Source organism: Pseudodesulfovibrio sp. 7M6 (assembly GCF_050058625.1).
Lineage (GTDB): Bacteria > Desulfobacterota > Desulfovibrionia > Desulfovibrionales > Desulfovibrionaceae > Pseudodesulfovibrio > Pseudodesulfovibrio salinus.
On sequence record NZ_CP188816.1, the window covers coordinates 1,333,701 to 1,340,000 of the forward strand.

Annotated in this window: 4 protein-coding genes and 1 rRNA gene (1 of these 5 cut by a window edge); 2 read left to right on the forward strand and 3 right to left on the reverse strand. The window is 55.3% G+C overall.

The annotated features are described in order from the left end of the window. Window positions 1-73 precede the first annotated feature (73 nt). Window positions 74-1,549 carry a 30S ribosomal protein S1 gene (locus ACI0FG_RS06305; protein ID WP_419787703.1) on the reverse strand — a complete coding sequence of 492 codons (1,476 nt, stop codon included), beginning with the start codon at window positions 1,547-1,549 and terminating at the stop codon, window positions 74-76. A 27-nt stretch (window positions 1,550-1,576) separates the two neighbouring features. Then, entirely contained in the window at window positions 1,577-2,995 is a 1,419-nt protein-coding gene (gene ftsY / locus ACI0FG_RS06310; protein WP_419787704.1) for a signal recognition particle-docking protein FtsY, read from the reverse strand. Between the two features lie 153 nt (window positions 2,996-3,148). On the opposite strand from ftsY, the gene asnS reads away from it, so the two are divergent. Then, window positions 3,149-4,516, forward strand: a complete 1,368-nt coding sequence (asnS, locus tag ACI0FG_RS06315; RefSeq protein WP_419787705.1) for an asparagine--tRNA ligase — start codon at window positions 3,149-3,151, stop codon at window positions 4,514-4,516. A gap of 63 nt (window positions 4,517-4,579) precedes the next feature. Here the strand turns inward: asnS and ACI0FG_RS06320 are convergent, their stop codons facing one another. Next, complete coding sequence (locus tag ACI0FG_RS06320; protein WP_419787706.1) at window positions 4,580-5,479, reverse strand: AraC family transcriptional regulator; 900 nt, start codon at window positions 5,477-5,479, stop codon at window positions 4,580-4,582. Window positions 5,480-6,058: 579 nt separating this feature from the next. On the opposite strand from ACI0FG_RS06320, the gene ACI0FG_RS06325 reads away from it, so the two are divergent. Continuing rightward, window positions 6,059-6,300, forward strand: a 16S ribosomal RNA gene (locus ACI0FG_RS06325) (it continues 1,311 nt past the right edge of the window).

Here is a 6,300-nt window from a genome sequence, read left to right on the forward strand (position 1 = left end):
GCACCCGCTGCGTCTGGAATCAAACAGGGTGCAGAAAAAAGGCCCGGTCCTTATGGGACCGGGCCTTGTCGTGTTATTTTTTCTTGTTGAAGGCTTCCTGGAGCTTGGCTCCCAGCAGCCCCATTCCGGAGCCGCCGGTGTTGCCGCCCTTGGGCTTGCGCGCCGGAGCGTATTCCTTCCAGTCGCCGTCGTCCTGCTCCGAGCCGGTGGACAAGGATATCTTGCGCTCGGCCGGTTTGACCTGACCGATGAAGACATCCACGCTGTCACCGGGGTGGAGCTTCTCGAATTCGGCGGGTTTCTCGCTACGGGCGATGACCGACTTGGGGAGCAGACCTGTGATGCCGGGCTCCAGCGCCACGAACAGACCGAATTGCTCCATCTTCTCCACCGTGCCAGTGACTTTCTGGCCCGGCTTGTACTTGTCGGCCACATCCATCCAGGGGTCGCCCTCGGCATCCTTCATGGAGAGGCTGATGCGACGGCTGTCCATATCGATGGACTTGATTTTCACCGGGACTTCCTGGCCTTCCTTCACAAAGTCGGAAGGCTTGTGTACCCGCTGGGTGTAGCTCATCTCCGAGACGTGAACCAGACCGTCAATGCCGGGAGCGATCTCCACAAAGGCACCGAAGTCGGCGATGCGGACGACCTTGCCGGGTACCACTTCGCCTATGGCAAAGGTGGCGGCCACGGTATCCCATGGGTCCTGAGCCAGCTCTTTCATGGAAAGCGAAATCTTGAGGCGGCCCTTGTCGTCGTGGTCAACACGCAGAATCTTGGCTTTGACCTTTTGTCCGACGGTGACGGCTTCGTCCGGGCTGCTGATGCGCGCGTAGGAGAGCTGGGAGATGTGCACCAGACCATCGATGCCGGGCATGATCTCGACAAAAGCGCCGAAGGGAGCCAGCCGGGTAACGGTGCCTTCCACCTCATCGCCTTCATGGGTTTCGGCGGTGAAGGTCTCGCGCGACTGTTCGGCTTCGCGTTCCAGCAGGTCCCGCCGTGAGATGACGATATTGCGGCCGTGCTGCTCCAGCTTGGTCACCAGAAATTCCAGGGTCTGCCCGACGTACTCTTCCGGATTCTCGACAAAACGGTTGTCGATCTGGCTGACGGGGCAGAAGGCGCGCCGCTGCATGACCGTAACGTTGAATCCGCCCTTGCAGGTGGAGTCCACATGGCCTTCGACAGGCAGGTTGCCTGCTTTGGCCTCCTCCAGCATGGCCAGACCACCCACACCGGAAAGGGCGCGGGAGAGCTTGATGCCGCCGGAGTCCTTGCCGACCACGTACAGCTCCACGGTGTCGCCTTCGGCTACCGTGCAGTTGCCGTCCTCGTCTTCCAGTTCCGTCTTCTCGACAATGCCGTCGAGCTTGGTCCCGGTATCCACGAATATTGTGGATTCCCCGACCTGGATGACCTTGCCGGAAACCTTGTCGCCAATGTTGAGGTCGTCGCCTCCACCTTCGCTGTACTGTTCAAACAGTTCGGCGAAGCTCGCTTCGCCCTCTTCGACGCCGTTACGGTCTTTGAATTCTTCGGACACGATGATCTACCATCTACTATTATAAGGTTACGTGAGCAGGGCCTTGGCAAAGTCTTTGCCGTTGAAGGGCCGGAGGTCTTCCATTTTTTCTCCAAGGCCCACAAACGTGATCGGCAGTTTGTTTTGCAGAGTCACGGCCACGACGACACCGCCTTTGGCCGTTCCGTCGAGCTTGGTCAGGACAATCTCGTCCACACCGACGGCTTCATTGAACAGTTTGGTCTGGGAGAGCGCATTCTGGCCGGTCGTGGCATCGATGACCAGGACACAGCGGTGAGGAGCACCCTCGTGCTTTTTGCCCACAACGCGTTCGATCTTTTTCAGCTCTTCCATCAAGTTGATTTTTGTATGGAGCCTGCCTGCGGTGTCGAGCAAAAGCAAATCGTAGCCTTCGCTGACGGCCTTGTCCATGGCCTCATAGGCCACGGCGGCAGGGTCGCTGCCTTCGGACTTGGCATAGAATCCCACGCCAACCCGGTTGGCCCAGACTTCCAGTTGCTCGATGGCGGCGGCCCGGAAGGTATCGCCCGCGGCAATGAGCACCTTGCGCCCCTGCAGCTTGGCCCGGTAGGCAAGCTTGGCAATGGTTGTGGTCTTGCCCACGCCGTTGACGCCGACCATCATCAGCACCTCGGGTGGGGTGACGGCCTTGATGCGGGGAGGCACCTTGAAGATCTCTTCCAGTTCGTCGCGTAGCAGGTCTTTGAAATCCTCGGGATTGTCGGTCCCGGCCTTGCGAGCCCGCTCCTTGAGGTTTTTCATGAGCTGGGTCGCGGCTTCCATCCCTACATCGGCCATGATCAAGATTTCCTCGAATTCCTCCCAGAACTCGTCGTTCAGTGAGGTATGGGCCGAGAGAAGTCCGTCGATGCGTTTGGTAATCTGCTCGCGGGTTTTGGAAATGCCTTCGGAAAGCTTGAGGAACAGACGATCCCGTTCGTCTTCTTCATCTTCGAGTTCCAGGGCCAGAGCCAGTCTGTACTGAAGCTCCGACTTGAATTCCGGCACGGCCTGATAGCCCATTTCATCCAGCCACTCGGCAAAGTCGGCAATGAACTTGTCCGCTTCACCTGTGGGAGCACCCAGGGCTTTGAAGAGAAATGCCAGACGATCCCAGAGGTTTTGTCCTTTTTCCTCCACGCCTTCGACGATGATGTTGAGCCATTGGGAGAGGCGGGGTTCTGCCTGGCGCAAGGCCAGAGTCAGGTCAGCCTGCCAATCCTCGGTCGCTGTCGGTGCGGCGTCGGTCTCTTGGGGAGTAATTTCTTGATTTGCCGGTTCGGCTGGGAGAGTGGTTGGGGCGGCAGGTGCTTCGGCTGGTGGTTCTGCGGCGGCGGATTGTTCCTCTTCCGGCAGTCCCTGTTCCTTGCGGTATTCGTCTATAGCCTGCTGGGCCACATCTTCCGGGCTTTGCCAGGCCTTTTTTAGTCTGCTAAAGAATCCCATCGGGTCCTCTTTGTCGGGATATGTTGTCTTACGGGGGTTTTCTCATAGCTCACCTGACCGCCGGAAGCAATAGATGAAATGATCCCGTCGAACCGTTGCCATCGATCGTGGATGTGGATAAAAGCGAGGAAAAATTTTCATAAGGATCATATCATGAAACGAACCAAGATAAAACAGGCCTTGAATGCTGCGACTCCCGCTGATGAGATTCTCGTGAAGGGGTGGGTGCGCACCAAGCGGGACAGCAAGGGATTTTCCTTTGTGGAAATAAATGACGGCTCGTGCCTGGGGAATATCCAGGCCGTGGTGGATCATACCCCGGAGATTGAAGCGGAACTGGCCCGGATCGGCACGGGAGCTTCCGTTGCGATTGAGGGAGCATTGGTGGAATCGCCCGGCAAGGGGCAGAAGTGGGAGATCAGGGGACGGTCCATCCAGCTTATCGGCGAGGCGGACCAGGAGACATTCCCGCTGCAGAAGAAGCGGCACTCGGACGAGTTCTTGCGTTCAATTGCACACCTGCGTCCTCGGACCAACAAGTACGGTGCCGTCTTCCGCATTCGGTCCGAGCTGGCCCAGGCGATTCATAAGTTTTTTTCGGACAAGGGGTTTTTCTACGTTCATACACCGATCATTACGGGCTCGGATTGTGAGGGCGCGGGCGAAATGTTTCGGGTGACGAGCCTGCCCGCCGGGTCCAATCTGCCTTCTGAGAAGGACTTCTTCGGCAAGCCTTCGCAGCTTACAGTCTCGGGGCAGCTCAATGTGGAAATGTTCGCCCTGTCGTTGGGCGATTGCTATACTTTTGGCCCGACTTTCCGGGCTGAGAACTCCAATACGCCTCGCCACGCGGCCGAGTTCTGGATGATCGAACCGGAAATGGCCTTCGCTGACCTCGCCGACAACATGGATTTGGGCGAGGAGATGATCAAGTACCTTGTCGGTCATATCCTGGATCAATGCGCTCCGGATGTAGAGCTTTTCGCCAAGTGGGTGGACAAGGGGTTGATGCCCACGCTTGAGACGCTCTTGAATGAACCCTTCATGCGAGTGTCCTACACCGAGGCCATAGACATGTTGCAGAAGAGCAAGAAACAGTTTGATTACCCGGTGGAGTGGGGCATTGATCTTCAGACCGAGCACGAACGTTATCTGTGCGAGGAGGAGTTTAAGAAACCCGTCTATGTCTACGACTATCCAAAGACGATCAAGCCCTTCTACATGCGCCTCAATGAAGATGATAAAACCGTAGCCGCCATGGATTGCCTGGTACCGCGCATTGGTGAAATCATCGGCGGCAGCCAGCGTGAAGAGCGTTTGGATGTCCTGACCGCGCGCATGGACGAGATGAAGTTGAACAAAGACGACTATTGGTGGTACATTGATTCCCGCCGGTTCGGCTCGGCTCCTCACTCCGGATTCGGGATGGGATTTGAAAGGATGCTGATGCTGGTGACCGGGGTCTCGAACATTCGGGACGTGATGCCGTTCCCCAGGACACCGAACAGTCTGGAATTCTAGTTCGACCTATTTACTATATAATATATGTAAGGGCCCGGCGCGAAGACGCGTCGGGCCCTTTTCTTATTTCAATGGCAGGTAGATGTCGGTGAGCAGTTCTTCGGGCGTAGTGGTATCCGGATGGTTCAGGTAGACTTCGAAGACCGATTGAGCATCATCGAATCTTTGTCCGCTTTGGGGGAGCCATTGTCCCATCAACTGGGCGTATACCTGCTCCAGCCCGGAGTAGGGTCCCTTGTGCCGGACGATGGCGCAGGGACATCCGCCAATGTCCTGCTTTCCAATTTTTCCTTCCACCTCAACGTTTTTGTCCACGGTTATGCAGGCATCGTAGCGGATTTTATCGGGAGGGGTAACCTGCGGATCGTCGTAGCATACGCCGATGTACTTGGCGTCCAGGCGGCAAAGTCCTTTGGGGCATGCCCATTTAAACAGAGCTTCCCAGGCTGGTTCGCAGTCCTTGTAGGGGCCGGTATGGCGGACAAAGATGATTGTTTCCAACGGAACGTCTTCAATGCGTACTTCCATTTCAATTTCTCCTAGCGGTTTGATTGCCAGACCGTGCTTAGGTGCGTCTGGTTGGTAATGAACGGCACCGGGCAGCCGTGTCGCCACGGTTTCCCAGTGCATCTGCCGATACCTGGAGGGTGGACAGCCGAACATCTTCCGGAAAGCCCGGCTGAAGGATTCGACGGTTTCATATCCTGCGTCAAAGGCGGCCTCGGTGACGTTGCTCGGTCGGCAGGCAAGCCGCAGTGCAGCCCGTTCGAGCCGTATCCTCCGTATGTGCTCGGCCAGAGTCTCTCCCATCATACCTTTGAATATTCGATGAAAGTGGGAAGGGGAGAGGTGGGCCACGGCAGCGAGCGTCTCCAGTGGGAGGGCGTCGTCGAGTCGTTCCTGAATGTACAGGAGTACAGCTATCATTCGTTCATGATAGAAGTTTTGGGTCGTGAGCTTCATGCATTCCTCCAGATTCGAAGCGGAATATACTCGGATGGAGGAGTGGCGACTTGACCAATCTTGCGGTTTTTGAAGGAGATCATGGTCGGGGATTTTGCATCAGGCTGTGGCGAAAGTCATGAGGAAACGGTAGGGTGGGGTGTCCCCGTTAATAGGAAGAGGGGAATTCCTAGAAGATTATGAGAAAAGTAAATTACAGAATAATTAGCTATTACGGCATGATAACATCATTCAAGAATGGCACTTTCATTTTTTTTGAAAAAAGCGCTTGACCTCGGAGTGCGATTCACCTAGAACCTCTTTCGCCGCACGGGGGAGCCCGAAAGGATGCACCCGGCGGCTTGTTCTTTCTCAAACAAACGAATCGGTTGACTCAAGGCGAAACGAAAAAAAAGTTTCAAAAAAGAGTTGACGGGCAATCTGGAAAAACATAGATTGTCTCTCCGGCCAAACGCCGGGCGTTCTTTGAAAGAAGGACAATGGTCTTTGACAATTAAATAGCGAGTTGAGCAAATAGATCACAAATCACAGCCCGTTTAAGACGAGAGTGAGAAGTGATCAAATCATCTCCAAGTTTATCAACTGGAGAGTTTGATCCTGGCTCAGATTGAACGCTGGCGGCGTGCTTAACACATGCAAGTCGTGCGAGAAAGTTCTCTTCGGAGAATGAGTAGAGCGGCGCACGGGTGAGTAACGCGTGGATAATCTACCCTTTTGATCGGGATAACAGCTGGAAACGACTGCTAATACCGAATAATCTGCATATTTAACTTTATGTGGTAAAGATGGCCTCTATTTATAAGCTATCGCTTAAGGATGAG